The organism is Paeniglutamicibacter quisquiliarum, from assembly GCF_019084045.1.
Classification (GTDB): domain Bacteria; phylum Actinomycetota; class Actinomycetes; order Actinomycetales; family Micrococcaceae; genus Paeniglutamicibacter; species Paeniglutamicibacter quisquiliarum.
In genome coordinates this window covers 235775-261403 of sequence record NZ_JAHRED010000006.1, presented here as the reverse complement: position 1 = coordinate 261403, position 25629 = coordinate 235775, and the positions used below count along the sequence as shown (strand labels likewise).

Below are 25629 nucleotides of genomic sequence, written 5' to 3'. Positions count from 1 at the left end.
CGCTTCTGTGGCAGAACATTGGTTTGGGTATTTTGGTTTTAGCGGTTATTGGGATTGCTGCCTACCTGATCGTTCGGTGACGGCAAGAGGAAGAGCAGAGTTTTCACAACGGCTTTTGGCGGGCACGAGAACTGAACAATCGCGACGGATAGTGCAGTGAAACCCTCCTATCGGGCAGGACGAAGTCCTCCCGGGTAGCAGGCAATGTGTCGCCGGTCTTGCGGACATGCGACCCCGCTGGACCGCGCCGCGAGTGAACAATCCCGGCAGATTGTTGCCTTGGCGCGGCTCACGCCAAGGGTTCTGATGGACCATATGTCGCTACGTGGCCTGCACAGGGTGAACCGCGAGGTGAAAGCCACGTGAATGGCAATCCGGTGTACCGCAGCTCACATACTGTTGGAGTTTCAATCACCAGCTTGGGAGCTAACTTTGGGAAATCGTCGTTATTACGATCAGGGGCCACGCATTCCGGTGTTATGGCAGAACATCGGCCTTGCGGCACTCATTGCCGTCGTAATCGGATTGGGCGCATACGTTTTCTCTTCGTAAATGCGGACCATCAATGTTTAATACGGACTGATCGTCAGCACCATCTGCACGGGCTGCGGGGAGAGTGCCTTCCAATCGCAACGCAACTGGTCGTCGTTATCCAATAATGCGCTCCTGTAGGGCTGGCCAGCATGAAATATCCCGGCAGTTAGGCGTGACCCCTGCACTCCGGATCTGGGACGGAAATTACGCGAACGTCGCCAGCCCGGATACAGGTGCAGACCACTGCGCGACCTGGCGTCCGGGCATATTCACCGCCGAGCATCACCATGCCGGTGGCCTGATTCCCGGTTCTTCGCACGGTCTGCGGTTCATCGTCCAGATGGAAGACGTCGATGAACATGGCTGCCAGAGTCGTTCGCCGAGGCCTTCTGGATGGCGCCAGGACACGCTCTTCCATTTGACCTGAATGCACTTTGTTTCCACGGTGTCTCAGCATTGGCCACCAGCCACTTCCCCAAAAGTGATCTCAGAGCAGCCCCGCGCGAATTCCCCAAGCGACGCGATTCCGCTCCCTTGGCATCACCCTACGACACCATGAGGGGAAGTAGAAGAGAGAAACGTGCCGGCGCAGGGTTGTTCCAAGGTCGTACCGCTTTGGAAGGCTTCCGACCCGGCATTGTCGCAGGCACGCTAGGTGACTACGGGTTCTGCTTCAGCAGGCTTCGGACCGACTCGGGCTGGTTGGACAGCACCACGATGTCGACACGGCGGTTCAGCGACAGGTCCTTGTTGCCTGGGACCGGACGGGCGTCCCCGTAGCCGACCGAGGAAATCCGCGAGGCCTTCACGCCACCGTCCTCGACCAGCGAGCGCAGCACTCCGGTGGCTCGGGAAGCCGAGAGCTCCCAGTTGGTGGGGTACGGCTTGACCGGGCGGCGCTCGTCCGCGAATCCCTCCACCTCGAAGTAGCGCTTGGTGGGGGCCAACACCGGGGCGATGGCGTCGATGATCTCGCGGGCATTGTCGGTGAGCTCGGCACTGTTGGGCACAAAGAAGGTCTCCGCGCTGACCAAGCGCACGGTGAGGCCCCGGTTGTCGATGGAGAAATCGGCCGCGCCGGCGTGCCCGGAATCCTTCAGCCGCTTCTGGATGCGTTCCTTGAGCTCAATCAGTTCGGACTGTTCGTCCTGGGCCAGGGCCAGCAGGGTTTCCTTGGTCTGGCCGTCAATCTGGCTGCTGGCCAGCAATCCCTCGGTGCCCACCAGCTCGGGCGGGACCACGACGCCCTCCGCTGTGTCCGCGGTAATGCTTTGTTCGGTGCCGAAGCCGGTGGCAAGGGAATTCTTCAGTTTCGTGTACTTGTCCTGGTCGACAGTGGACATGGCAAAAAGAACGATAAACAGGCACATCAGCACCGTGACCATGTCCATGTAGGAGGCCATCCAGCGCTCGTCCGGACCGTCGTGCCCGGACTCTGCCGGCTTGCGGCCCTTCCGGCCCCCGCGCCGGCTACTGCTGCGGCCGCCACTCACGCGGCTTCCTTGAAGTCATCGAGCACGGATGCGGCCCCGAAGTTGGACTTCTTGCCATTCTTCTTGTCGTTCTTCGTGCCCAATGCGTACGACGGGACCATGGCCCTCAGCTTCTCTTCCAGCAGGATCGACTGGCTGCCGCCTTGGATCGCCAGCACGCCCTCCATGGCCAGGGTCATGCTGTCGATTTCGAGTTCCGAAAGCCGGCGCAGCCGCGCGCCGATGGGAAGCCAGATGAAGTTGGCCGAGACCAGTCCCCACAGCGTGGCCACGAAGGCAGCGGCAATCATGTGCCCGAGCTCGTCGGGCTTGGAGAGGTTTTCCAGCACGTGGGTCAGCGAGACCACGGTGCCGATGATGCCCACGGTGGGGGCATAACCGCCCAGGGTGGAAAAATACTTGTGCGCAATCGCATCAGTGCGCTCGCGGGTGGAGATCTCATCCTCGAGCTGGTCGCGAAGCTCGTCCCCGTCCATGCCGTCGGCCATGGACTGCAGGGCCCGGCCCAGGAACGGGTCCTTGGTTTCCCTGGCCTCGGACTCCAGCGCCAGCAGACCCTCCTTGCGTGCAAGGTCCGCCAATTCGACCAGGCGGGTGATCAGCTCCCCCACCGGGGCGATCTTGCCCCGGAAAGCCGAGGGGAGGGACTTGAAGGCAATGATCGTGTCACTGATGGTGCCGCTGGCGATGCCCACGGCGATGGTTCCGAGGAACACGATGATCATGGGGGCCGGCAGCAGAATCGACGAGACGTTGGCGCCCTCCATGAAAAGCATGGTGAACATGGCGCCGAAGGCCAGCAGGAGGCCAATGATTGTTGCTGGATCCACTTGGGGGCGTCCTCTTTATCGATGCGTCAGGGGCGGAACGGATGGTTGCGGCGGCTCGTAGTTCCGCGCCAGTGAAACCACCCGGGCACGATGTCCCGCCACCAGGGCGATGACTTCTTCCATGGTCTCCGTGACCACGTACTTCGCGCCGTTGACCATGAACACAACGGTGTCGGGGTTTTCCTGGATCCGCTCGATGAGGTCGGCGTTGATCGCAAAGCGTGTGGCGTTGAGCCTGGTTACAACGATCATTGAAGCACCCCGTCCTTTCAGAGGAGCACTCTCGGCAGAAAGGGCGGCGCCGTTAGCCAACGACGCCGCCCGCCTACCCTCCGGCTTACCGTTTACGGCAGGCCGGGATCTGATTAGTTCGCTGCGGCGAGCTGTGCCTGGCCGAGCATGTCGTTGCTGACAGCGGTCGTCCCGCCGAGCACCACCAGCTTTCCCGGGTTCAAGCGGGCGAGCTCATCTGCCACCGTGGTTGGAAGGGCGCCGGTGGCCGGCACCAGCAGGATGGGCCCATCCGTGTACGGCGAGATGGACAGGGCGTCAACCATGCTGGCGGCGTTGGCCAGGTATACGGCGGGGACGCCCGGCTCGGCGTTGATCTGCGAGATGAGCACGGCGGTCTCGTACTTGTTCGCCCCGCCGATTCGCTCAACGGGAACCACCGCCGGTTCGGGGCAAGCCCCAACGAGCCATCCGCCACCCGAATAGACCTGGCAGGTGCCGTCAGCGGCCAGAGCGGTTGTGGTGCCGATGATTCCGGCGGCGGTGAGGGCGAGTGCGGCCAGTCCTGCAGTGGTCTTTTTCATGGCGTAATCCTACTTTGTCGTAGATGAAGGTGACTCTAAGGGGCCGCAGTTGCCATGGAACCAACCGTGGACTGATGCGCCGATCAACTCTGACCCGCCCCGGCGTCAGACGGAGAAGCCGATGGTGGATTGCGTGGGTGGCCCCCTTAGCTAACGGGACCACCCATACGCGGGTTAGCGCTTGAGGTTGGCCAGTTCCTGGAGAACCTCGTCGCTGGTGGTGATGATGCGGGCGTTGGCCTGGAAGCCGCGCTGGGCAACGATCAGGTTGGTGAATTCCTGGGAGAGGTCAACGTTGGACATTTCCAGCATGCCGCCGGAGATGGTGCCCATGCCCGGGTCCCCCGGTACGCCGTATTCGATGGCGCCCGAGTTGGCGGTGACGGTGTAGCCCGATCCTCCGGTCTTCTGCAGGCCGCCGGGGTTGGCCACGGAGCCAAGGGCGATCTGCGCGATGGCCTGCTGCGCGCCGTTGGAGAAGGTTCCCGTCAGCGTGCCGTCCGAGCCCAGCGTGTAGGACTCGAGGGTTCCGGCGGAGCGGCCGTTCTGCTCGGCGATCGACACGGTCTTGAGCCCTGCATAGCCGGTAACCGCGGACAGGTCCACGGCGATGCCGCCGAGGTTCATGGTGCCGCCGTTGAGGGTTCCGTCGTTGGCGAGGGCCAGCGTTGCGGTGCCGGTGGCCCCGGCGCCGTCGTTGCCCGCGACATTCCAGCCGTTCGCGGTGCGCGTGAACGTCATGGTCATGGTGCGGCTCGTGCCGTCCGCAGCGAAGATCTCCTTGTCCTGCACGATGGATTCGCCGGTGGCGGTTTCCTTGGGCAGGTTGCCGGAGAGTCCGGCGGTGCTGGTGCCGACACCCGGTGCGAGCAGGTCCCGCGGCAGGGCGACGTCGGTCAGCGCGCCGCCAGTGGCCAGCTGCCCGCCCTGGGCCATCCAGCCCTGCACGATGCCGCCGTCGGCGCTGGTCAGCCTGCCGTTGGCGTCAAATTCGAAGGCACCGGAGCGGGTGAGCGAGGTGGCATTCCCCGAGCGCGTGGCGAAGAATCCTTCACCGGCGATCATCATGTCCGAGGAACGTCCGGTGCTCTGGGCGGATCCCTGGCCGAAGTTGGTCGAGATGCCCGCGACCTGCACGCCGAGACCGACCTGGGCGGGGTTGCGTCCGCCGGCGTTCTCGCCCGGGGTGGTGGCGCCCTGGGTCATTTGGGACAGGGTGTCCTGGAACTGGACGGAGGAAGACTTGAAGCCCGACGTGTTGACGTTGGCAATGTTGTTGCCGGTGGTGTCAAGCATGGTCTGGTGGGCGCGAAGACCGGAAATTCCTGAATACAGTGAACGAAGCATGGTGGATGTCTTTCTGCGTTGAAGGAAATTGGGTGGAACAAGAAAACGTGGGGCGGACGCCTAGGCGCCCAGGGCACCCGGTTCGGCGGTTTCAGGCACCGTGTCCCCGCCCTCAGGCAAGGCTTCCGGGGTCGTGTCCTGCTCCGGATCGGGAACCGGCGCGGCGGGTGCCGCGATGCCGATGATCTGCGCGTAAGGGATCTGCTGCTCCCCCACCGTGACCACCGGGGCACCCTGTGAAAAGGACACCGCGGTGACCACCCCGGTGATCGGCGGCTCCCCGGCGGTGGTGATTTCCTGACCGATCAGCGAGGATGCCGCCAGGCGCTGCTGGATGTCCAACGAGGCTTCCTGGGTGGCGCTGAGGGTGTTCATGCGTTCCATGGAGGCCAGCTGGGTGGTCTGGGAAATCATCTGGTTGGTGTCCATGGGCGAACTCGGGTCCTGGTTTGCCAGCTGGGTGACCAGCAGGTGCAGGAACACTTCCCCGTCCATGGCCTGTTTGGGGGCACGAACGGGCGCGGCTGTTGCCCCGAATTGCGTCGCTTCGATGGGTGGCACTGTCATGGGGGGGGTTGTCCTTCCTAAGCCATCACGTCGAGATGGGAAGTATCGTGCAGGGCAAGGGTGGTTTCCCGCCCCGCTGTTTGGGGTGCCGGTTCGCCGCGGGTGCGCAATCCCGGAGAAGGGGCACCGGTGAAGGGACGTGCGTCCCCGCCGCCCGCGTTCTGGCTGCCGGTGTGGCCGCCAGGAGTGGAGGAGGAATCCGTTCCGCTGGACAACATGATGGTTCCTGAGCCCGTGGCGGCCAGTTCACGCCGCAGCTCCGGCAGCATGGCTCGCAACGCCTCGCGCCCGGCGTCAGTGGGCGCAGAGAGCTCCATTCGGATGCCTTCACCGCCCAGGAGCGCCTTGACAGTGATGGGGCCCAACGCCTCGGGGGCGATGTTGACACTCAGTGTTCGTTCCCCGTTCGGTCCGGCGGCAAGGCTGGCGATGGGCCCGAGCAATTGCCGGTGCAACGGGGCCGGTGTCTGGGACCGCAACAACGGGGTCTCTGCGGCGGAAGACTCGAGCGGGTCCACTGCCGAGATGCTTGCATCGCCGACGACACCGGCCACCGCCGTCGCTCCAGTAGCGGCCATCCGGACATCGCCCTGGCCGACGACAACAGGAATCGGCCGGGAGCCGGAGTTGGATACAGCCTGTACCTCTTGCGTTCCGGCCGGCGCCGTGGCGGCACTGCCGGCCTGAGTTTGGCCTGCGTCCGGTTCCTGCTGCGTGTGAACCGAGTTGGCATCCGGTGCGGTTACCAGGCCGTGGATTTCTGCGTTCGACACGGCAGCTGCGGATTCCGCGATGGGTGTTGCAGCCGCTTTCATGACTGGAGCCAATGCATCCTTGGTTCCAGTGGGTTCGGAATTGGCGGACACCGCGAGTGCTTGCGGGGGCGGCGTCACGGCAGCGCGGGAATCGGCGACCATGGACCCGGCGACGGTGGTCCCAGGAATGGGCGCCACATGCAGGGGCGACCCGCCTTCGGGCAACGGGAGAACCAACAAGGGTGTCTCCGCGACAGGCAGTTGCGCAGCTTCCGGAGGAGCAACGGCCCTGGGACTCGGCACAACCAGCCACGGCGCGACGGCCACCGGCAATGGCGAGCCTGCCGGCGAACCAGCGACCTGTTCGGCGGAAACGGGCTCGGTGGAACCGTCCGCCTGCTCGTTGCCGGTTTTGGTGACCGTTGTGGATCCCGTGGGCAGCGCGGCAGGAGCCGACAGCGCCGAGTGCTGCGCCCGCTGGTTCATCACGGCCTCAGCATCCACTGCTGAGGTATTCGATGTCCGTGCAGCGGGTGCGGCGGTTTCCCGGCACTGCGAGCCACCGAGGGATGCTTCCGGGGTGTCGATTGCCGGTTGCCCATTTGCTGGATTTGCCGGTTCTGCATCTGTTGCCTCCACGCCGGTTGCCACAGGTGCACCCGATTTACCGGGTGCAGGCGCGGTGGGAATCATGGAGGCAAAGACTTCGGCGAACTGACCCGAAGGAGAGGCACCCAGGTCCCCGGATTTCGCGGAAGCCGAGGACGCAGAGGCAACCGGCAGTGTGGCGTGAGTGGACGGGAAGGGAATCATGCGCCACTCACCGCTGTCGAGAACAGGGCGCGCTGCGCTGCCGCGGTGAGCTCGGTCTGCTGGGTCGCAGCAGACGCCGTGGCGGCGGCAGGGGTCTTGGCCTCGGACGCCCCGGCGGATGCGGACGGCACAATGCGGCGAATGGTCATGATCGTGGCATCGGTTTCAAAGAGTTTCCGGATGCTCACGCTTTCCCCCGGACGCGGGGCATGAATCATCTTGTTGTCGCCCAGGTAAATGCCAATATGGCCACCTCCACGGGTGACAATCAGGTCGCCGGGCTTGGCCTGGGCCAAGGAGGGAACTTCGGTTCCTTCCTTGGCCTGCTGCCGGGCCACCCGGGGAAGTTCCACGCCCAAATCCCTGAAGGTGTGCTGCACGAAGGACGAGCAGTCAAGGCCGATCTTGGGATTGTTTCCTCCCCAAACGTATGGAATGCCGAGGTACTTCTTCGCGTTCTGCACCACGTCGGAGCCATCCACGCCGTCGGCCGTTGCCGGAGGCTCCTTACCCACCGACGTGGATTTTTCAACTGCTGCCCCGGAGCCCGACGCCACGGTGGGCGCAGGTGCCGGTGATGCGGTGACGGGGCTTGCCGCCACCGAAGGTGCCATCGCCTGTTGCAGTGCCTGGGTAAACGCGGCCGGGGTCGTGGGCAGCGCACCCGAGTTTGCACCGAGCCCCGGGACGGCACCGGCCAAAGCAGCAGCACTCGCGGCACCGCCGGGCGATGCCTCGACCTTCGCGGGTGCCGGGGTTCCGCTGACGCGCGCCAGTGTCGATTGGATAGCGCCAATACGTGTTGCCATGCCGTCAAAGCTCACGGTGTCTTCCCTTCAAAGGCGCTGGTGGCACCCAAGTCGTCAAGGAGCAATTGCTCACGGGAGAGGGCTTCGGTACGTACCCTCACCTCATGGCGGTCAGCCAGCTTCTCCAGGGCCTTGAGCTCCTTGCGAGCCTGGCCATGGGTTTCCCGGGCTTCTTCAGCTTTCCCGTCCAAGCTGGAAACCAGCGTGTCCAGTTCCAGCAGCATGCCGCGCGTGGAGGCACGCGAGGCAACCAAGGCCATTAGCGTCTCGCTGTCTACCGGTGCCCGCTCGGGAGCGGCCATGGCATCGCGCATGGCGTTCCGTTCCATGGTCCGCTGGCGCAGGCTGCGGTTGGCCGCCGCGAGGTCTCCCGCCGCCTTGGTTTCCTGCAGTCCGCGCAGGCGCAGCAGGCCCGAAAGTGCAAATCCCCTGGACATCAGGACACCCCCATGGTTCGTAGCAATGATTGAAGTTCGGCCCAGGACTGGCCGCTGGGCACCGGCTCCTCGAGCCGTTGCTGCAGAAATCGATTGATCGCGGCTTCGTGATCGACGGCCGCATCCGCCAGCGCGTTGCTTCCGCGCTGGTAGGCCCCGACATCCAACAGATCCTGCACGGCACGGCGTGCGGCCATGACCTTGCGCAGGGCTCCCGCCGCGGTGGCCTGTTCACGGCTGGTCACCCGGGAGGCGACGCGCGAAACCGAGGCCAGTGCGTCAATGGACGGGAAGTGGCCGGAGATGGCCAGTTTCCGATCCAGGACGATGTGCCCGTCCAGCAGCGAACGGGTCGCGTCGGCGATGGGTTCGTTGTGGTCGTCCCCGTCCACCAGCACGGTGTAGATCCCGGTGATGGAACCGGTCGCGGACGTACCTGCACGCTCTAGCAAACGGGCCAGCAGGGAGAAGGTGGAGGGCGGGTAGCCGCGGGTTGCCGGAGGCTCGCCCGCGGAGAGCCCGATTTCACGTTGGGCCATGGCCACACGGGTAAGCGAGTCCATCATGAGCAAGACTTGGGCACCGGATTCACGGAAGGACTCGGCAATGCGGGTGGCCACGAAGGCCGCCCGCAGGCGCATGCGCGCCGGTTCGTCGGCGGTGGACACCACGACGATCGAGCGGGCCAGGCCCTCGGCACCCAAATCCTCTTCAAGGAATTCCCTGACCTCGCGCCCCCGCTCGCCCACCAGGGCAATGACATTGATCTGGGCCGAGGTGCCACGGGCAATCATGGACAGCAGCGAGGACTTGCCGACTCCGGATCCGGCGAAAAGCCCGATGCGCTGGCCGGCACCCACCGCGGTGAGGGTGTCCATGGCGCGAACACCCAGCTGCAGCGGGGTGGTGATCCGGCTGCGTTCCAGTGCCGCAGGCGCATGGTGCTCCATGGGAACCAGGGTGTGCTCCCCCAGCGGGCCGCGCCCGTCAATGGGCTGGCCCAATCCGTCCAGCACCCGGCCGAGCAGTCCCGTGCCGACGGGAATGTAGGCGGCCGATCCGCTGCTGTGCACGAAATCGCCGACCCGGATGTCATCCATCGGCCCCAGCGGCATGCAGTGAAGCGTGTCCCGGCGCGCGGCCACCACCTCAGCAGCAACCTTGTCGTCGCCGATCTCCAGCACCGTGCCCAAGGGCGCATTCAGGCCCGCAACCTCAAGCCCCAACCCGACCACCGAACTCACCACTCCCATTCGCACAGGCTCGGCCGCGAGGAGTGCTGCGTCAAGGCCGGTCCAGGTTTGCGTTTCTAGGCTCATGTGCCAGCCCTTCGCAGGGCGATTTGGGCCCGCTCAAGCGCGGTTGCAATGCGTGCATCAAGGAAGCCCTCGTCGAAGGCTGTCAGCGCGTCGCCACGGATTAACGAGGGGTCGGGAATCAAAGCTATGTCGGTGCCCGGCAAGGTTTCCAAGCCCAGCAGCTCCAAGTCTTCCGGGTTCATGCGAACCTGACGCACGGTGGGGGCATCAACGCCGTCCATGGCGCGATCGAGTGCCGCCTTGGCCCCGAAGCGATGATTCGACAATTCGGCACCCACGATTTTTTCGGCCAGCAGCAGCGCCGATTCCACCATCACGGTGGAAGCCTGTTCCAGCACAGGGACCGTGCAAGCATGTAAGGCGGCGGCCGCGGCATGCAACGCTGCGATAGCCGCGGCGTGTTCTTCGTCCCGGGCAGATTGGACTACAGCGGCAGCGCGAGCCAAGACTTCGCGCTGGGTACGCGCTACGGCCTCGGCGGCTCGGATGCCCTGAGCGTAACCAGTAGCGTATCCGTGAGCCTGCGAGTTGAGTCTGTCGCTACTGGTGTCAGATAAGGGATTCAGTACACCGAACTTCACTGTTTCGAAAGTGACTGGCTCATAGGACATAGTCGTCCTTGTCGGCACGCTTGATCGTTATTTCCCCGCTGGCTTCCAGTGCCCGGATGGTCTGAACTATATCGGCGCGGGCCTCTTCCACCAGCGAAATGCGCACCTTTCCCATTGAAGATATTTCGGCATCTAGGATGCTTCTGGTGCGTTCCGAGATATTTCCCCGGACGGTATCTTCGACGTCGGTCGACACACCCTTGAGCGCAAGGGCCAACGTTGTGGGGTCGACTCCGCGCAGAACGCGCTGGACGTCGATGCGATCGAACTTGACAAGGTCAGCGAAGGACAGCATGCGTGAGCGCACTTCCTCGGCCAATTCGGGATCGCTCTCGTCTAGCGAGGAGAGCACTTCCTTTTCCACCGCGATGTTCGAGCGGTTCAAAATGTCCACCAACGGCTGGATGCCTCCGACGGCCTGAAGGGGTTCGTGACTGGCCATAACGGATCCGGTACGCTTCTTCAGTTCCTCGGCCACCACGCGCACGGCTTCGGGCACGGCGGTACCCATGGCGGCCAGAGCCACGACAACGGCAGAGCGTTGGGAAGAGTCGAATCCTGCCAGCACCGAGGAAGCCACCTCGGGGCGCAAGTGGGCCAAAACCAAGGCGATGGTTTGCGGCAGTTCGCCGTCGAGAAGTGAGGCTATGTGCGCTGGTTCGGTGGATTCAAGGAATTCAAAAGTCATCCCCGCCATCGTGGAGGAAAGACGGTTCATCACGGTCATGGCCTTCTCGGCCCCGAAAGATGCTTCCAACAGGCTAGCGGCCGTGTCACGACCCCCACGAGCATTCGGTTTCCCGGCCGTAGCCAGGTCGTGAAGCTCGTTGATGGCATGTTCGACTTGTTGGGCTTCAACACGGCTCAGGCGCACGATTTCCGCAGCGATCTCATCTGCCTCGAACTCAGAGAACTGTCGCATGACTTCCGCCGCTTGGCGCGTTTCGAGTTGCATCAGCAATACTGCAACCTTCTGTATGCCTGTCAGATTCCCGGTTGCTGGGGGCTGCTTCATTCGGTGCTCCGATCGTCCATCACGGTGCGCAGGTAATCAGCCATCGCGGCTGGATCGCTGGCGGCAAGTGCCGCCAGTTGCTCACGTTTGATGTGTTGTGGGGTTACCAACGGAGCCACGGGCTCGGGGGTCGGAACCTGGCTAATGGCCATGGTGTTAAGGGACGCGACCTCGGCTGCTGCCGGTGCCGGTGGCAGCGACGTGAATTCGCGGAACTCGCCCAGGTCCACCGGTTCGCGGTTTTGCTTGTTGCGCCTCACATAGAGTGCGTAAACCACCGCAAGGATCAGTGCCAGGCCAATGACCCCGGCAATGATCAAGGTGCGCTGGAGCTCCGCGGTGCGGGCTGCCTCCTCCGCGGCGGCTGCGGCGGCGAGCGCTTCCTCCGCGGCTGCGGCGCCGTCGGCGTTGAAGGGCACGACCGAGACATTGACGGTGTCGTTGCGTGCCTCGTCGATACCTGCCGCAGTGCTGACCATCTGGGTGATGTCGGGGATGCTCAGGCCCTGGGTGGCTGCCGAGTTCAGGGCCACCGAGACGCTCTGCCGGTTCAGGTTGCCGGAGGGGATCAAGCGGTTCTCGGTCACCTTGTTCACCGCATTGGTGCGTTGGTTGTCGGTGGAGGTAAAGGTTCCCTCGCCGTTCTCGCCGCCGGGCACCGCAATGTTGTCCGGGCCCAGCACTCCTGCGCCGGCCCCACCGCTGCCCTCATATTCCTCTTCCTTGACGGATTCGGTCAGCGCAGGGTTGCCCTCGGGGTTGGTGAAGGATTCCTCGGTGCGTTCCGCCGATTCCAGGGACAGGTCGGCTGCCACGGCGACCGTGGCGTTGCCCGGGCCGACCACGCGGTCGAGCATGGCCTGGATGACTCCGGCTACGCGGGTTTCGTAGTCGGCAGCTTGCTTTTCGGCGCCGCCGGTCAACCCGACACCTGCGGCGGAAAGCAATTTGCCCGTCGAATCCACGACGGAGATGTCCTCGGCCTTGAGCCCGTCAACGGCCGCGGAGGTCAAGTGCACGATGGCCTGGACCTGGTCGTTGCCCAAGGTCACGTTGGGCTTGGTTTCGACAAAGATCGAGGCGGTGGGGTTGGTCTTGGAATCCACGAAAACGGTTTGCTCCGGAATGGCAAGCTTGACCGAGGCAAGGTTGACCCCTTCCATGGCCTGGATGGTGCTGGCCAGTTCGCCTTCGAGCGCCCGCTTGTAGGTGACGGACTGCTGGAATTCGCTGGAAGTCACGCCCATGTCATCGAGCAGGGAGTATCCACTGGTGCCGGCTGTGGGCAGCCCGGCAGCTGCGGCCTTGAGACGCGAGTCGTAGACATTGGCCTCGGGCACCAGTATGGTGCCCCCTCCCCCGGTAAGTTCATAGGGAACCGAATCGGCCTTCAATTGTTCTACGACACCGGCGGCGTCTTCCGGGGCAAGGCCCGTGAACAACGGTGTCAGCTTGGGCTGGCTCATGAAGGAAACCAAGGCAATGGTTCCCAAGGCCAGGACGGCGATGCCGATCAAGGCAATGGTGCGTTGTGCCAGGCTGAAGCCGCGCACGGCATCCGCGGCCTTCGCCAGCGGGGCTGGAACGTTAGCCACTAGGCTTGCATCCTCATGATCTCGTTGAAGGCCTCAACTCCACGGTTGCGGAAGGTGGAAACCATCTCCAGGGCTACTGCAGAACGAGTCGAGGCGAGGGTGGCGGCATGGATATCCGTCAGGTCCCCGGTCACGGCCTTGATGGAAAGATCATTGGAGGTGGCCTGCAGGGACTGGACCTGGTCCACGGCTCCTCCCAGGGCATTGGCAAAAGCCGAGCCGTCGGTGGCGGATGCACCGGCCGGCTTCAGGTATCCGGTGGGCAGGGTGGGGCTGACGCCCGCGACGGGGCCGATTTCGAAGGCCATTACTGGTTGCGTCCGATCTGCAGTGCTGCCTGGTATGTTTCCTTAGCGCGGTCCACAACCGCGGCGTTGACCTGGTAGCCACGCTGGGCCATGATCAGGGATCCCATTTGCTCGGACATGTCGATATCCGGGTAGCGGACATTGCCTTCCTCGTCCGCCAAGGGGTGGTCCGGTTCGTGCACGATGCGCCCCTCGGCGTCCCCGAACTCCGCACCCGCGACATACACGCCGGTGTTCTCGGCACCGGCCTGGGCCAAGACGTAGCGGGCCCGGAAGGCTTCGCCGTCGGTGGCAGTGGCGGTGTTCGCATTGGCCAGGTTGTCGGAGACGGCGTCAAGCCATTTGCGGTGCACGGTCAGTGCGCTGCCGGCGATTCCGATGGCGTCAAGCATTAGTTGCTCCGAAGGGCGGTGCGGATGGAGTTGAACGGCCCGGAGGCGGCCTGCGTGGCGAATTGGTAGCGCAACACGGTATCGATGTTCGAGAGCGTCTCGGTGTCCAGATTGACGTTGGATCCGTCGAGACGTGTGGGCTCCAAGGAGGCCGAAGTGGTCGCAGCCGCTAGGCCGTTGCCTTCGGCCACCGACTTTGACAGGGCCGATTCAAACTCAACACGGCGGGCGTGGTAGCCGGGGGTGTTGACGTTGGCGATGTTGTTGGCGATGGCTCGCTGGCGCAGTGCCAGGCCATCCAGGGCACTTTCGATCGCCATGGACGTGACGGAATTGAACACGACGAATCGCTCCAAGGTCGTTTCGTGGCCCATCCGTGGGCTCAAAAGGAAGTGAGCTATCCGTGCTCATACTAGACAATCGGTTACCGGGCGTTGGCCGTTAGCTGTTTGGGCTATCCGACCGAATCCAGGTAAACGGAGGTCGCTGACGAATCCCTTGGAACCGATGACACGGCACGGAGCTGCCGTGCGGCTTCGTCGCGCCGTTCCCCCAGGACCGGGGTGAGCGAATCCATTTCCTCGAGTAGCGCTCGCGCCCGTGGGGCAAGTTCCGGTGGCAATTCGCCGAGGCCGGCCGGCGGGCTCCATGAAGTGTCGGGCAGCTCGAACAAGGAGGTGTCATCCGCGCAAGATTCGCGCAGTTGGGCCACCTGGTCCTCCAAATCGGCGAGGAAGCGTTCCCATGGGACCGAGTGCCCGGCGGATTCGGGCTGATTAGCCAATGTGGACGCCACCGGTGCTGGGGGCAGCCGGGGCGGAAGCTGCCTCGTGCCAGGTTTGCCGCAGTGGCTCCATGATGCCGATGGCCTGTCGCGTCAACGCCGGGTCGCGCTTGACGTTCGCATCAATGAGCAGCTGGGTGGCGAAGGCGTAGATGCTGTGGAGCGCGGTTGCCCCCGACCAGGCCTCGGAGTCCAGGCTTGAGACCAGTTCGGAAATGATGGCCTGGGCATGCACCAGGTTTTCCGAGGACACTGCCCAGTCCGCTGCGAGTTGCGCTGCTTCGGCACGGTTCAGGTCCACCAACAGGCGGTCGTAGAGCATGGTGAGAAGGCGCGCCGGGCTGGCCGAAAGGATTGCTTCGCGATTGAGTTGGGCAAGTTTCTGGGCGGGGTTCATCATGACTGCTTCTGCGTTGTCGGGAGCGAGGCCAATTGAGAGGCAAGATACGACGATTGTGAATTGAGATTGCTCATTTGAACTTCGAGAGCCGAGTAGATCCGCTTGAGCGTGGCTTCCCGACTGTCCAGGCGCCGGTCCCAGTCCGAGATCTGGTCATCAAGACGGGTCACGACCGATTCCTGGCCTTTGATCCGGGAGGTGATGACCCCGTCGTATTTGTCGGACATGTCCGTCGACACCGCGGAGACCCGGGAAGAGATGGTCTGCAGCACCGTTTCGACCCGGGCTGGATCTTCGGCCAGGGCCTGGGAGAACTTTTCGGAATCGAATTCGAGCTTGCCGTCCTTGGTGATGGAGATGCCGATCTCGGAAGGCGACTTGCCGTCAATCGGCGAGATCGCCGCGTCCATCACCCGCTGCTTCACCATCCGCGCCGTGCTGTCACCGGTGAAGATCATGCCCTTCGTGGCACCGCCGGTTCCGGAAGTGACCGAGGAGTTTGTGGCAATGAAATTGAAGAGACCGTTGAGGGAATCCACCAGGTTCGAGGCGATCTTGGAGGTGGCTTCGCCGTCGCGCTCCACGGACACGGTGACTGGTTCGGTGGAAACCTTGGAGACTGTGACATCGACTCCCGGCAAGAGGGAGGCGAACGTGTTGGTCGTGGAGCTAACAGATTGCTCTGCGGCGGTTCCGGCCCAGAGCTTGAGCTCGGCGTCCTGTGCCGCGCGGATTTCCGTCATCGGAACCGCGGTCCCGGAAATGGTAAAGGAGTTCGCGGCACCTGAGTCGCCGGAGGAGAATTGGACCCGGTATTGGTCCACACCGTTCGCGTCCTTGCCGGCGGAAACCTTGACCGCTTGCACGCCGCTATCGGAGGCATTGACAGCAGTGACGATGTCATCGAGTGAATTCGATGGTGCCGTTATGAGCGTTTCGGTGCCGTCGGCGGCGATGATGGAGAAGCTGGATTCGGTCCATTCGGTGACCGGATCGGAGACCTGGAGCTGACTTTGGGCCAGCTTGGTCACCGTAAGGTCCAGGGATCCCGCGCTTGCGCCGGCGGTGGTCGTTACGGTCAGTCCCTCGGAGCTTCCCGAGGTGCTGAAAAGCTGCAGCGATTCAGGCTTGGCCAGTTTCGTGGTCAGAGTTGCGAGGTCCGCGACGCGGGTGTTGAGCGCCTGTAGGGCCGACACCATGGTCTGGGTCGCGCTGACCTTGTTTTTCAGGATGTTCTGCGGGATCGCCTCCACCTGCATGAGGGATTTGATCAATGCCGTGGTGTCCAGCCCGCTGGCGAGTCCGTCGAGTGCCAGGCCCATGTTTTCTCCGCTTCTACCTATGGTGTGGATACCGCAAATCTCCCGCGGCAGGCAAGTGACTCGGAGAGCCGATGCCTGCCACGGGAGATCGTTTGCGGCTTGGCGCGTTCCCGGACATCTTCACTGCCCGGGAAAGCCAGTTGCCAAAAACGCCCTGAAAGCTTAGCCGAGAAGCTGCAGCACGCCCTGGTTGGCCTGGTTGGCCTGCGCGAGCATGGCGGTTCCGGCCTGGGACAGGATGTTCGAGCGGGTGAAGCTAACCATTTCGGAAGCCATGTCAACGTCGCGGATGCGGGACTCTGCAGCCTGCAGGTTCTCACGGGAAACATTGAGGGTGTTGATGGCCGACTCGAAGCGGTTCTGGTTGGCACCAAGATCGGCACGCGAGGTGGATACGTTCTTGATTGCCACGTCGATCGCTTCGATGGTCGTCTGTGCCGCGGTGGCATCGGTGACGAGGAATCCGGCGGCCGCGGTCGAGACAGTGCCACCGGTCATGGTCACGACGCCCGAGAGCGAAGTTGCCAGGCTGTCGAGTGAAACCGAGATCTGCGATGCTGCATCACCTTCGGCGCCTACCTGGAAGGCGAGAGAAGCCGGTCCGGCGGTTGCGCCACCCTGGAACAGGTTGATGCCATTGAAGTTGGTGGATTCCGAGATACGCGAAAGCTCGGAGCCGAGCGCATCCGCTTCACCCTTGATGGCTGCACGTGAATCGGCGTTGTTCGAGTCGTTACCACCCTGGACAGCAAGGTCACGCATGCGCTGCAGGATGGAGTGGACCTCGGTCAGGGCGCCTTCAGCGGTCTGGATGACCGAGATGCCGTCCTGGGCGTTGCGGGCTGCAACGGTGAGGCCGTTGACCTGCGAGCGCAGGCCCTCGGAGATTGCCAGACCTGCTGCATCGTCGGCTGCGCGGTTGATGCGCAGGCCGGAGGAGAGCTTCTCCAGCGACTTGGAAAGGTCGTTCTGCGTGCTGGTCAGGTTGCGGTGAGCGTTAAGCGCCGCGATGTTGGTGTTGATCTGCATACCCATGGTGAATTCCTCCGTGAGACGGGTGTCTGTAACGAGGTCCGTCCGTGGACCTCAATCACCGACTATCGGCCACCCACCAGGGTTTGTTAGCAGACCGGAGAAAAAATTTCGCTCGGACCCGGCTAGGCCGTTGGCGACACCGCGCCGCCGGCGATGCGCACGATCCCGCCGGACACCCGCTGGCCAAATTCCTTCAGGTAAAGCTCGCGTCGCCGGGTCGCGGCCCGGGTCATGGCGGTTTCCGGTGCGGGTGGCTGCTCCGGCACATAGCGCGTTTGCAGTCCCTCGTGAAGCAGCTTCATGGCGGAGGTGCGGCGCTGGGAGATCGCCGAATGGGTGACACCCATTTCGGCAGCAAGTTCCTTGACTGTCGAGCCCTGGAAGTAGATGCGCTCAATGATGACACGCAGGTTCTCCGGCAACGCGGCAACGGCATCCCGGATCACCTTGGTGTGCTCGGTCTCGAGCAACGCCTCTTCAGGGGTCTCGGTGCCGGAGACGAGGTAGTCGTTCATGGTGTCGTCGATCGATACGACCGTGCGGGCAGAATCGCTCAAGATCGCAAGGGTTGACGCCTGGTCCATGCCGAGGGCGTCGGAGAGCTCGGAAACGGTGGGGGTTCGCCCCAATGCTGCGGTCAGGGATTCCTGGACCGTACGGGTTTCGGTGATCTTCTTCCGCGCACCCCGGGTGGCCCAGTCGTTGGATCGCATGTCGTCCGCGAATGCCCCGAGGATGCGCCGGCGCGCGTAGGCTCCGAAGGGGACGCCCAGCGAATCGTCAAAGGCATCCGCGGCAGTAATGAGTGCTATGGCACCCACCGAAGCGAGGTCTTCACGGGAAAGGTGGGTCGCCTTGGCACATAATTCTGCCGCAAGATATCCGACCAAGGGAAGGTTCTCTATAACCAACTGGTTGCGTGCCTGTCGCTCCACCCGGATCGTCCTTGTCAATTTGAGTGATGATCAAGCCAAGAGCTATTGCTAGTGGCCACGTCTGTTTTCCCCAAAAAAACCATTTCCCCAACGAAGATACTAGCCCGAATATCCCCAAAAAGCGGACTTGAAAGCACCCCAATTTGAAGTTGTACAACTAACGTTCACTTTGGACCGGCCGATAGACTGAAATAACTGGGGATACTTTGGGGGCACAACAGTCTGGAGAGATGGATACATGGGAACCAATGAGCTTTCGGCCCTGTTGTGGAAAGAACGGGAACTACTCGAGTTGCTTCACTTCAAGTTGGAGGAAGAGCATTTGTTGCTGGTCTCCGGGAAGTCGCAATGGATACCGCTGGCGACGCGGGAGATCGAGAACATTCTCGAGAAGGTCCACGCCGCCGGTCTTGCGCGCGCCTTGGAGGCGTCACAGCTGGCATCCGCATGGGGAATTGACGCGGCTTCACCCTTGACCCGGATCATTGAGACTGCGCCTCCTGGTCCGTGGAATGAAATCCTCACCGCCCACTTGACTGCGCTGCGGAACACCACGGCTGAAATCACCCGGCTACGGGATGCCAATGAACAGTATCTGCGTGCGGCCTACCGCTCCACCCAGGAAACGCTGGCGAACCTGGGTGAGGACACCTCGCTATACGGTCCTTCCGGAACATCGGCGGCACACAATTCCGGTGCACACATCATCGACACGAATCTATAGGGAACTGACATGAGTACGTTCAGCGGACTGAATACGGCCATGTCCGGCCTCAACGCGGCGCGCCTCGCCATGGAGACTGCCGGAAACAACCTGGCCAATGTGGGCACCGCGGGTTACACACGGCAGCGGGCCGACTTCGTCTCTGCAGGTTCCGTCGCTTCCACCGGTATGCTCGCTTCGCGCCCCGGCGTTGGCCAGGGAGTGGTTCTCACCGGAATCGCCCGGCTCGCCGATGCGCACCTGGATGCCCGCGTGCGCGGGACCGTGGCCTTGGCCGCGCAGTCAGACACCCGTGCCGAGGGCCTGACAAACCTCGAGGGGATCCTGCGGGAACCAGGCGAGAACGGCCTGTCCTCATTGCTCAATGACTTCTGGGCCGGCTGGGAAGATGTGGCCAACCAGCCAGGCGAATCTTCCCCGGCAGCCGTCCTGCTGGAACGGGCCAAGGCGGTGGTGAACCGCATCGACCAGTCCCACACCGAAGTAACCGACCAGTGGTCTGCCCAACGCCAGTCCCTGGACACCATGGTCAATGACGTCAACAGCGCGGCAAACACCGTCGCCGGGCTCAATGCCCAAATTCGTTCCGCGGTCGCGGCCGGTGGGGCGCCAAACGCCTTGCTGGACCAGCGTGCCGTGCTCACGCAAACCATCTCGGAACTCTCCGGCGCGACGGTTCGCGAACTGCCCGACGGCACCGTGGACGTGTTGATCGATGGCAACGCCTTGGTCACCGGCTCAACGGTGCGTCCTTTGGAGGTCACCGGGTCGGCTACGTTCGATGGCGGCACGGCCCCGGCGCTGCAGTGGACCCACCGCCCGGGACAGCCCGTGGCTCTGCAGGCAGGCCGCATCGCCGGCACTGTTTCCCTGCTCGCACCGGCCGATGATGCTGGAACCGGTGGACCGCTGGCCGAGGCAGCCAAGTCGCTGGACGTCATTGCAGAGAAGCTGGCCACCACAGTCAACGCGGCGCAGGCCAACGGCAAGACGGTGGACGGCACCCCCGGTCCCCCGTTCTTTGGAATCACCGATTCCAACAATCCGGCACGCTCGCTGAGGGTGTTGGCCACAGGGGCCAAGGACCTTGCCACCGCCGGCACCAACGGTGGCGCGCTCGACGGCTCCAACGCAACGGAAATGTCCAAGCTGGGCGGCTCCCCCGACGGTCCCGACGCACTCTGGGCCAATATGGTCATCAAGATCGGAACCGCGACCAAGTCCGAGGCCCAGCAGGCAGTCTCGACGGCCGTTGCCGCTGCCGGTGCCGTCAACGCCCAGCAATCGGTCTCCGCTGTTTCCATCGATGAGGAAAACGTAGCCCTCATCGCCAACCAACACGCCTTCCAGGGCGCCGCACGGGTCATGACCGCCATTGATGAAATGCTCGACACCCTCATCAACCGCACCGGGCTCGTTGGACGATAAAGGAGAAGGCCCATGACTCGAATCACCACCGCATCGCTGACCACCAACACCGAGCGCAACCTGCAGGCGGCCATGAACCGGCTCGCCACCATCCAGAACAAGGCCGGCACCCACAAGGAAATCGGCCGGCCCAGCGATGATCCCGCCGGCACCGCCAACGTCATGGCACTTCGTACGCAGCAACGCCAGAACGAGCAGTTCTCCCGCAACGTGCAGGATGCCAATGGCTGGCTCTCCACCACGGACCAGGCGCTGACATCCGCCACCGACATCCTCCAGCAGGTTCGCGACCTCACGGTCAAGGGCGCCAACGACGGCGCGTTGGCTCCGGATGCCAAGGAAGCCATCGCCCTGGAACTCGACCAACTGCATGACTCGCTCTCGAACGCGGCAAACACCAAGTTCATGGGGCGTCACGTCTTTGCCGGGACATCCGACCAAGCCAGTGCAGTGGATAGTGCCTATGGATTCTCGGGCACCAGCGGTGTGGAACGCCGCATCGGAACGAACTCGAGCGTCCGAGTGGATGCCGACGGAGCCCAGGTATTTGGAGAGGGCAACACGAGCGTGTTTCAACTGATCAAGAACATCGTCGCTGATCTGCGCGCCGGAACTAATATTTCCTCCCGCATCGGCGAGGTCGATGTGAGCTTGCAAAAGGTCCTGGGATCCCAGGCCACCATTGGCGCAAGCCACGCTTCAGTCCTGGCCGCCGAAGATGCGTTGCTCTCGGATTCGGTTTCATTGGAAGCACGGCGCAGCGGCATCGAGGACATCGATCTGGGTTCGGTCATTCTGGAACTCAAGACCCAAGAGGTTGCCTACCAGGCGGCACTGTCCGCAGCTTCGCGCACCTTGCAGCCCTCGTTGATGGATTTCCTGCGATGAGCCGCGTTTTGGTTCCTGCAGCGGCCCTGCCCGGCTTCCCCGAAGCCACCACGTTGTCCCTGGAACCGGTGGAGGGAGCACTTGGCTTGTACGCGTTGGCCTCTCCCCAAGCAGCCGGGCTTCGGCTCTTCGTGTTGGATGCGGCCCTGCACCTGACCGACTACAAGCCCGTCTTCACCAACGAACAAATGGCGCTGGTCGGAGACCCGGAGCCTGGCTCCCGAGGCGTCCTGGTAATTGTGAATACCTCCGACCACCAAGCGAGCGTCAACCTCTTTGCTCCCCTGGTGTTCAACGCCGACACCGGCAGCTGTGCACAGGTCATCCTCGAGGGCCAAGACTGGCCCATCCGCTCGGCACTGCCCCTCTAAGGTTTCGGTTTCGGAGCAGGTTTGGCAGCCACACCCCGTTCGCGCTGATGCGCGCCCACCCAGGGTCCACAGTGGCTGGCGTTGCTCAATGCCGGCGTACCTGACTCCCCCGCAAGCCTGTTCTCCGTGAACCACGGCGCTTACGATTGGCAATACGCGCGGACCATTACTCCCTGGCCCGCCGGCAGCTGAACCAATCCTCACTTTGGGGGGGTCGGATTGTGGCGAGACCTTGGGGTTGGGCCACCCACGTGCACGGGGACACACGTGTGCGTCACTTGCCGCCCGTGCATTCGGGCTTGATCCGGTGTGCCCCACCGTGCACCGCCATCTTGAGACGGTTCAATCCTCATGGCTCGCAGAAGACAATTTCGTTTCCTCACCACGCTGGGCATCGGCGCCGCGGCGCTTGCCCTCACGTTCACCGGCATCGCCCCGGCCACCGCCACGGCCTCCCAAACCAAGACCCAGTCCAAGGTCACTGATTACGTCAATCTCGGCGACTCATATTCCGCTGGCTTCGGTTCAGGAATCCTGACCCAAAACCCGATGATGCCGTCCGGCTGCCTCCAAGGAAGCGGACCAACGCACGTCACGGCGTTGGACGCGCGGCCCAGGGTCAACCTCACCGCCAATGCCGCCTGTGCCGGCCTCACCACGGCCCAAATCGCCGGTACTGTGCCGCTGCTCACCCCCTACCTGGCCGGTGCCGAATTGGTAACCCTCACCCTGGGCGCCAACGACCTCGATATCAGAGGGCTCGTCACGGCCTGCAGCACGCTGGGAAGCGATGCTGCCTGCGACGGTGCCTTGCGCCTGGGAAATCTGGCTATTCCAACGATCGGGGCATCCGCGCATCAGACCCTGCGCACGCTTGACGCCGCCACCCGCGGCAAGATCCTGGTCCTAGGCTACCCGCGCCTGTTCACCACCTCAAACGGGGATGAGCAGCTCATCTCTGCCAAGCGCGCGAAGCAACTGAATCGATTGGGAGATGCACTCAACCTGGCCATCAAGAATGCCACGAAGCGCACCAGTGCCAAGTTCGTTTCGGTCACCGGGGCATTCAACAACCACGGTCTCGGCGCGAACAAGCCGTGGATCTATTTCAACCAGGTCGATCTCGCTGATCCATCCAATCTGCACCCCACCACCGACGGGTATCTCAAAGGCTACTACCCGGCAGTGAAACATCACCTCTGAGCGACGCAATCGGGCACGCACTTTGGGTCCACAAATCCCTTCGTGGGGAGCTCGATCGACTGGGTTTCGAACCGGCCCCCTCGGAATCACCTAAAGATCTATTGATTCAACAAGAAACCGCTCGTATCCGGCCTCTGTGTCCGGATACGAGCGGTTAAGTTGGCGAGGATTAGCGCCTTAGGTGCCGCATGCCTGCTCGCGATGTGAGCACGTCATCAAATTCCGCATTCGCCGCGATGTAGGTTGCCCCTGAAGCGTTGCCGTCCACTTGGACAACAGCCGCGGTCTGTGGCTCTACAGTGCGCATTGGTGCCTGCACTGGAACTGCCTGCTTCAGGCGGCGGCTCGGCTTGGCCTTTTTCGTCGAGTCTGCCTGCGGTTCCTCGGAAGCGTAGTAGTACTGGCCGTAGTAGCCGTAGTTCGCAGCTGACGCACCCTTGGTCGGCACCTGGTTCAGGACGAACCCCAGAATATGAGCACCGACTTTGTGCAGGTTGTTCAACGACTTGGCAACCTCATCGGTTGAAGTCGAGTCGGCCTTCACTGCCACCAGAACCCCATCGACAAAGTTGCTCAATACGGCGGCGTCGGTGACAGGAAGAAGCGGGGGTGCATCGATCAGAACAAGGGCATCGCGGCTCATGTCTTCAAGCAATGAGAGCATTGCCTGGGATCCCAAAAGCTCCGAGGGATTCGGCGGGATTCGTCCGGCCGCGAGAATCGACAACGTTGGAATGGGTCCATAGGGCTGGAGAACGTCATCCAGCGTTGCGTGGTGGCTGAGAACATCAGTGAGCCCTGCCCCTCCTGGAAGACCAAAGACATCGGTAACCACGGGGCGGCGCAAATCTGCATCAACAAGAATCGTGGGTCGGCCGGTGGACGCAATGGCGATCGCCAGGTTTGCCGCGACGGAAGACTTGCCTTCGCCGGGGACCGAAGAAGTAACGAGGAGGACCCGCGCTGGTTTGTCTACATCAACGTAGGTGAGGTTAGTACGCAGCTCGCGCAGGGCCTCAGCATATGGGTGCGAAGCGCGGTCGTCATGATCCAAGGCACCGGTTTCGATGGTTGTGCGGTTGTTCACCAAGCGGGGGTCCAACGGAATCGTGCCGATCACCGACGTGCCAAGTTTCTCAAGATCCTCGACCGATCGAACGCGGCGGTCCAAATGCTGCCGGAGCAACGCATATCCGACACCGAGCGCCAACCCGAGCACAGCCCCAAGGGCTATGACCAACTTGGTGTTGGGCGACACCGGCGCAGTCGGAATTTCGGCATCCACCAGTGGAACAAATTGAACGATTGAATCTTTGTTCGATGATCCGCTGGCAAAACCAGATTCAATTTCCGTGACTTGTTCTGCAAGTGCATCGACCCAGGCGTTCGCGGTCTTCTGCGCCACGACAGCATCGGCATTGGTGAGACTCAAACGTACCTCGGCGGTACCGGTAACATTACGAGTCGATATATGACACGACAGAGCTCCCGGGCGTCATGTGGGGAGGCCGCTTCTCCGCATGGGCCAACAGATAAGGATCACCTCTGCTTCCTCCAGCTAGGCTTGATCTCATGGCAAATCAAAGCTCCGAAGCTGCAGCATCCCAACTAGCAATCCTGTTAACACCCCAGGGGTGGGATCTTCTGAACTCGGTGGACCCGTCCGCCGCCGGAACCAAGGAAGCGGCACTGAATCTCAATCTGTCGCTGCGCAAGGACGGCCACCCGGTGGAATTGGTGACGGCGGTGGTCCAGCAGGCCCAGCTTCGTTCCAAGGCCCGAACCAAGTTCGGCCCGTTCGCCGACCGAATGGTCTTCACTCCGGCCGGCCTGGAACAAGCAACGCGGCTCAAGCTCGCAGGACTCCATGCTCAACGCTTCACACGTGCCGGAGTCAAGAAGGTGGCCGACCTGGGTTGCGGGATCGGCGCTGATTCCCTCGCGTTAGCAAGTGCCGACCTCGAGGTCACGGCCGTGGAAATGGACGAAGCCACAGCGGCGGCCGCTACCCTAAACCTCATGCCGTGGCCCACCGCCACCGTCGTCAATGCGGACGCGACGACCTTCGATTTGACCGGTTTTGACGGCGTGTGGCTCGACCCGGCTCGCCGAACCACCGATGCATCCGGGACCTCGAGGATCTTCGACCCGGAGGCGTTCAGCCCTCCCCTGTCCTTCGTCGAGTCACTGGCCGACCGTGGACTGGCCGTGGGCGTGAAGATGGGCCCGGGACTGCCCCACGAAGCGGTACCTTCCAATTGCGAGGTCCAGTGGGTTTCGATCAACGGAGACGTCACGGAGGCCGCACTTTGGTTCGGCCCGCTCGCCCGCCCCGGGATCCGCCGCGCTGCCCTTGTCATTGCCGCGCACGGTGCCACTGAGCTGACCAGTCCGGTGGACTTCGATCCGGACGCGGCGCTGCGTGGCGACGTCCCGGTGGGCGCAATCGATTCCTACATCTATGAACCCGACGGCGCCGTGATCCGCGCCGGACTCATTGATGAATTGCTCAAGACCACCGGTGGGCACCTGATCGATCCGCGCATCGCTTACTTCAGCACCGCGGAGCCCGTTGAAACCCCGCTTGCCAAGGCCTACAAGGTACTTGCCGTCCGGCCCTACCATGTGAAGAATCTCCGTGCTTGGGTAAAGACCGAAAAGATCGGAGTGCTGGACATCAAGAAACGCGGCATGGATGTCACGCCGGAGGAACTGCGCAAGATCCTGCTGGCAGGTACAGGGCGCGATGCCAAGAACAAGGCGACCCTGATCCTCACCCGGGTCGGCGATCAGCGTTACGCCATTGAGGTCGAGCCCGTGTAGATGGTGTGTGCGCACGAGTACCCTGTTGATCCACAAAATCACCGCCGACCCTCGACGGTCGCATCAAATGCGCCAT

Annotated in this window: 28 protein-coding genes; 6 read left to right on the top strand and 22 right to left on the bottom strand. The window is 62.9% G+C overall.

Annotated elements, in window-relative coordinates:
- Positions 1–1193: 1193 nt before the first annotated feature.
- The 21 genes from KRR55_RS12940 to KRR55_RS12840 form a co-directional block, all read right to left on the bottom strand.
- Positions 1194–2027, bottom strand: a complete 834-nt coding sequence (locus KRR55_RS12940) for an OmpA/MotB family protein (RefSeq protein WP_336245110.1) — start codon at positions 2025–2027, stop codon at positions 1194–1196.
- Complete coding sequence (locus tag KRR55_RS12935; protein ID WP_217389488.1) at positions 2024–2857, bottom strand: motility protein A; 834 nt, start codon at positions 2855–2857, stop codon at positions 2024–2026. The genes KRR55_RS12940 and KRR55_RS12935 overlap by 4 nt, the downstream gene beginning before the upstream one ends.
- 15 nt (positions 2858–2872) lie before the next feature.
- Entirely contained in the window at positions 2873–3109 is a 237-nt protein-coding gene (locus tag KRR55_RS12930; RefSeq protein ID WP_217389487.1) for a flagellar FlbD family protein, read from the bottom strand.
- A 113-nt stretch (positions 3110–3222) separates the two neighbouring features.
- Positions 3223–3672, bottom strand: a complete 450-nt coding sequence (locus KRR55_RS12925; RefSeq protein WP_217389486.1) for a cell wall-binding repeat-containing protein — start codon at positions 3670–3672, stop codon at positions 3223–3225.
- Positions 3673–3846: 174 nt separating this feature from the next.
- On the bottom strand, positions 3847–5019 hold the full coding sequence (locus tag KRR55_RS12920) for a flagellar hook protein FlgE (protein WP_217389485.1): 1173 nt from the start codon (positions 5017–5019) through the stop codon (positions 3847–3849).
- Between the two features lie 60 nt (positions 5020–5079).
- The gene (locus KRR55_RS12915; RefSeq protein ID WP_217389484.1) at positions 5080–5586 is read right to left on the bottom strand and encodes a flagellar hook assembly protein FlgD; all 507 of its coding nucleotides are present in this window, start codon (positions 5584–5586) and stop codon (positions 5080–5082) included.
- 17 nt (positions 5587–5603) lie between these two features.
- The gene (locus KRR55_RS12910) at positions 5604–6503 is read right to left on the bottom strand and encodes a flagellar hook-length control protein FliK (RefSeq protein WP_217389483.1); all 900 of its coding nucleotides are present in this window, start codon (positions 6501–6503) and stop codon (positions 5604–5606) included.
- A 647-nt stretch (positions 6504–7150) separates the two neighbouring features.
- Entirely contained in the window at positions 7151–7963 is an 813-nt protein-coding gene (locus KRR55_RS12905) for a C40 family peptidase (protein ID WP_254456151.1), read from the bottom strand.
- An 11-nt stretch (positions 7964–7974) separates the two neighbouring features.
- The gene (locus KRR55_RS12900; RefSeq protein WP_217389482.1) at positions 7975–8400 is read right to left on the bottom strand and encodes a flagellar export protein FliJ; all 426 of its coding nucleotides are present in this window, start codon (positions 8398–8400) and stop codon (positions 7975–7977) included.
- On the bottom strand, positions 8400–9719 hold the full coding sequence (locus KRR55_RS12895; RefSeq protein WP_217389481.1) for a FliI/YscN family ATPase: 1320 nt from the start codon (positions 9717–9719) through the stop codon (positions 8400–8402). Before KRR55_RS12895 ends, KRR55_RS12900 begins: the two co-directional genes overlap by 1 nt.
- Positions 9716–10330, bottom strand: a complete 615-nt coding sequence (locus KRR55_RS12890; protein WP_217389480.1) for a FliH/SctL family protein — start codon at positions 10328–10330, stop codon at positions 9716–9718. The genes KRR55_RS12895 and KRR55_RS12890 overlap by 4 nt, the downstream gene beginning before the upstream one ends.
- Positions 10320–11345 (bottom strand): flagellar motor switch protein FliG, encoded by a 1026-nt coding sequence (gene fliG / locus KRR55_RS12885; protein WP_217389479.1) that lies wholly within the window; start codon positions 11343–11345, stop codon positions 10320–10322. Before fliG ends, KRR55_RS12890 begins: the two co-directional genes overlap by 11 nt.
- A complete protein-coding gene (gene fliF, locus KRR55_RS12880) occupies positions 11342–12940 on the bottom strand; it encodes a flagellar basal-body MS-ring/collar protein FliF (protein ID WP_217389478.1) in 1599 nt (532 codons plus the stop codon). The genes fliG and fliF overlap by 4 nt, the downstream gene beginning before the upstream one ends.
- Complete coding sequence (gene fliE, locus KRR55_RS12875) at positions 12940–13248, bottom strand: flagellar hook-basal body complex protein FliE (protein WP_217389477.1); 309 nt, start codon at positions 13246–13248, stop codon at positions 12940–12942. The genes fliF and fliE overlap by 1 nt, the downstream gene beginning before the upstream one ends.
- Entirely contained in the window at positions 13248–13640 is a 393-nt protein-coding gene (locus tag KRR55_RS12870; RefSeq protein ID WP_217389476.1) for a flagellar basal body rod protein FlgC, read from the bottom strand. Before KRR55_RS12870 ends, fliE begins: the two co-directional genes overlap by 1 nt.
- Positions 13640–13981: a flagellar basal body rod protein FlgB gene (gene flgB / locus KRR55_RS12865; protein ID WP_217389526.1), complete on the bottom strand. Its 342-nt coding sequence runs from the start codon at positions 13979–13981 to the stop codon at positions 13640–13642. Before flgB ends, KRR55_RS12870 begins: the two co-directional genes overlap by 1 nt.
- A gap of 113 nt (positions 13982–14094) precedes the next feature.
- Positions 14095–14424, bottom strand: coding sequence for a hypothetical protein (locus KRR55_RS12860; RefSeq protein WP_217389475.1), 330 nt, complete (start codon positions 14422–14424; stop codon positions 14095–14097).
- Positions 14417–14824: a flagellar export chaperone FliS gene (fliS, locus tag KRR55_RS12855; RefSeq protein ID WP_336245109.1), complete on the bottom strand. Its 408-nt coding sequence runs from the start codon at positions 14822–14824 to the stop codon at positions 14417–14419. The genes KRR55_RS12860 and fliS overlap by 8 nt, the downstream gene beginning before the upstream one ends.
- A complete protein-coding gene (gene fliD, locus KRR55_RS12850) occupies positions 14821–16146 on the bottom strand; it encodes a flagellar filament capping protein FliD (RefSeq protein WP_217389474.1) in 1326 nt (441 codons plus the stop codon). The genes fliS and fliD overlap by 4 nt, the downstream gene beginning before the upstream one ends.
- Before the next feature lie 162 nt (positions 16147–16308).
- A complete protein-coding gene (locus tag KRR55_RS12845) occupies positions 16309–17181 on the bottom strand; it encodes a flagellin N-terminal helical domain-containing protein (RefSeq protein ID WP_217389473.1) in 873 nt (290 codons plus the stop codon).
- Positions 17182–17303: 122 nt separating this feature from the next.
- Positions 17304–18116 carry a sigma-70 family RNA polymerase sigma factor gene (locus tag KRR55_RS12840; protein WP_217389472.1) on the bottom strand — a complete coding sequence of 271 codons (813 nt, stop codon included), beginning with the start codon at positions 18114–18116 and terminating at the stop codon, positions 17304–17306.
- A gap of 238 nt (positions 18117–18354) precedes the next feature.
- Here KRR55_RS12840 and KRR55_RS12835 point away from each other — a divergent pair, with 238 nt between their 5' ends.
- The 5 genes from KRR55_RS12835 to KRR55_RS12815 all read left to right on the top strand — a co-directional run bounded on the left by KRR55_RS12835 (position 18355) and on the right by KRR55_RS12815 (position 22730).
- Positions 18355–18840 carry a flagellar protein FlgN gene (locus tag KRR55_RS12835; RefSeq protein ID WP_217389471.1) on the top strand — a complete coding sequence of 162 codons (486 nt, stop codon included), beginning with the start codon at positions 18355–18357 and terminating at the stop codon, positions 18838–18840.
- Positions 18841–18849: 9 nt separating this feature from the next.
- Positions 18850–20268 carry a flagellar hook-associated protein FlgK gene (gene flgK, locus KRR55_RS12830; protein ID WP_217389470.1) on the top strand — a complete coding sequence of 473 codons (1419 nt, stop codon included), beginning with the start codon at positions 18850–18852 and terminating at the stop codon, positions 20266–20268.
- A 12-nt stretch (positions 20269–20280) separates the two neighbouring features.
- The gene (gene flgL / locus KRR55_RS12825; protein ID WP_217389469.1) at positions 20281–21156 is read left to right on the top strand and encodes a flagellar hook-associated protein FlgL; all 876 of its coding nucleotides are present in this window, start codon (positions 20281–20283) and stop codon (positions 21154–21156) included.
- Positions 21153–21527 carry a flagellar assembly protein FliW gene (gene fliW / locus KRR55_RS12820; RefSeq protein ID WP_217389468.1) on the top strand — a complete coding sequence of 125 codons (375 nt, stop codon included), beginning with the start codon at positions 21153–21155 and terminating at the stop codon, positions 21525–21527. The genes flgL and fliW overlap by 4 nt, the downstream gene beginning before the upstream one ends.
- A gap of 351 nt (positions 21528–21878) precedes the next feature.
- Positions 21879–22730, top strand: coding sequence for a GDSL-type esterase/lipase family protein (locus KRR55_RS12815; protein ID WP_217389467.1), 852 nt, complete (start codon positions 21879–21881; stop codon positions 22728–22730).
- Between the two features lie 169 nt (positions 22731–22899).
- On the opposite strand, the gene KRR55_RS12810 is transcribed toward KRR55_RS12815, so the two are convergent.
- Positions 22900–24162, bottom strand: coding sequence for a tyrosine-protein kinase domain-containing protein (locus KRR55_RS12810; RefSeq protein ID WP_254456149.1), 1263 nt, complete (start codon positions 24160–24162; stop codon positions 22900–22902).
- Between the two features lie 140 nt (positions 24163–24302).
- Between KRR55_RS12810 and KRR55_RS12805 the strand changes: the two genes are divergently transcribed.
- On the top strand, positions 24303–25553 hold the full coding sequence (locus KRR55_RS12805) for a class I SAM-dependent methyltransferase (protein ID WP_217389466.1): 1251 nt from the start codon (positions 24303–24305) through the stop codon (positions 25551–25553).
- Positions 25554–25629 lie beyond the last annotated feature (76 nt).